The sequence below is a fragment of the Micromonospora sp. DT178 genome (assembly GCF_049841695.1).
Taxonomy (GTDB): domain Bacteria; phylum Actinomycetota; class Actinomycetes; order Mycobacteriales; family Micromonosporaceae; genus Micromonospora.
Genome location: NZ_JBNCKV010000045.1, coordinates 1 through 847, shown reverse-complemented (window position 1 = coordinate 847; position 847 = coordinate 1). Strand labels below are relative to the sequence as shown.

The window sequence follows — 847 nt, the reverse complement described above, 5'->3', positions numbered from 1 at the left end:
TGGACCCCGTCCCCGCCCCGGCCGGCATACCGTCACCGACACCGGACCAGCTCAACCGGCCGAGTCACCGCCAGCATGGACTGGTGGGCCGGTGGAGTTCGATCGGGTAGTGCCGGCGTCGGGCAACCTGATGGTGTGTCAACGCCAGTTCTGGATGGGCACCCACCGAGCCGGAATGGTGGCCCGGATCTGGGCCGACTGCGACCTCATCCACGTCCTCGTCGCCGGCATCCGGATCAAGACCGTCCGGTCTCACCTGAGCGTCAACGACCTGGCCACCCTCGTCCGGCAGGGCGCCACGCCGGCCGGCCCGTCACCCCTGCCCCCGATCGAGGACGGCGACGCCGTCGAGGTCGAACGCTGCGTCAACCGCGGCGGCGGAGTCTCGCTGGGCCAACACATCGTCCTGGCCGCCGAGATCCTCGCCGGCCGCCGCGTCGGCCGCCGCGTCGAGCCCACCACCCTCATGTTCTACGACCTGGACACCCGCGAACTGTTACGCACCCGCACCAACCCGCTACGTCCCGAGCAGGTAAAACGCCTACGCGGAGCCCGACCAGCCGGACCACCACCACGACCCTCGGTCGAACCCGTCCGAGTGCGACGGCGAGCCTCCATCAGCGGCATCATCATGGTCGCCGGCCAGAAGGTCGCCCTCGGTCGGCTGCACCGACACCAGACAGTCACCGTGACCGTCTCCGAAACGACGCTGGCCATCGAACTCACCGACGGCGACACCAAGGTCGTCCGACGCACCACCACCCAGCCAGTCCGTAGCATCAAAGGCCAGCGACCGCGGATCGCTACCTCAGTTTCCTAGACCACCCGTCGCACATCACCTGACGGA

At 68.7% G+C, this 847-nt stretch carries 1 protein-coding gene; it reads left to right on the top strand.

Features of this window, described 5'->3' with window-relative positions; translation table 11 throughout:
* The first annotated feature begins 91 nt into the window (after positions 1-91).
* Positions 92-820, top strand: coding sequence for a hypothetical protein (locus ACLQ22_RS31875; RefSeq protein WP_425695579.1), 729 nt, complete (start codon positions 92-94; stop codon positions 818-820).
* Positions 821-847 lie beyond the last annotated feature (27 nt).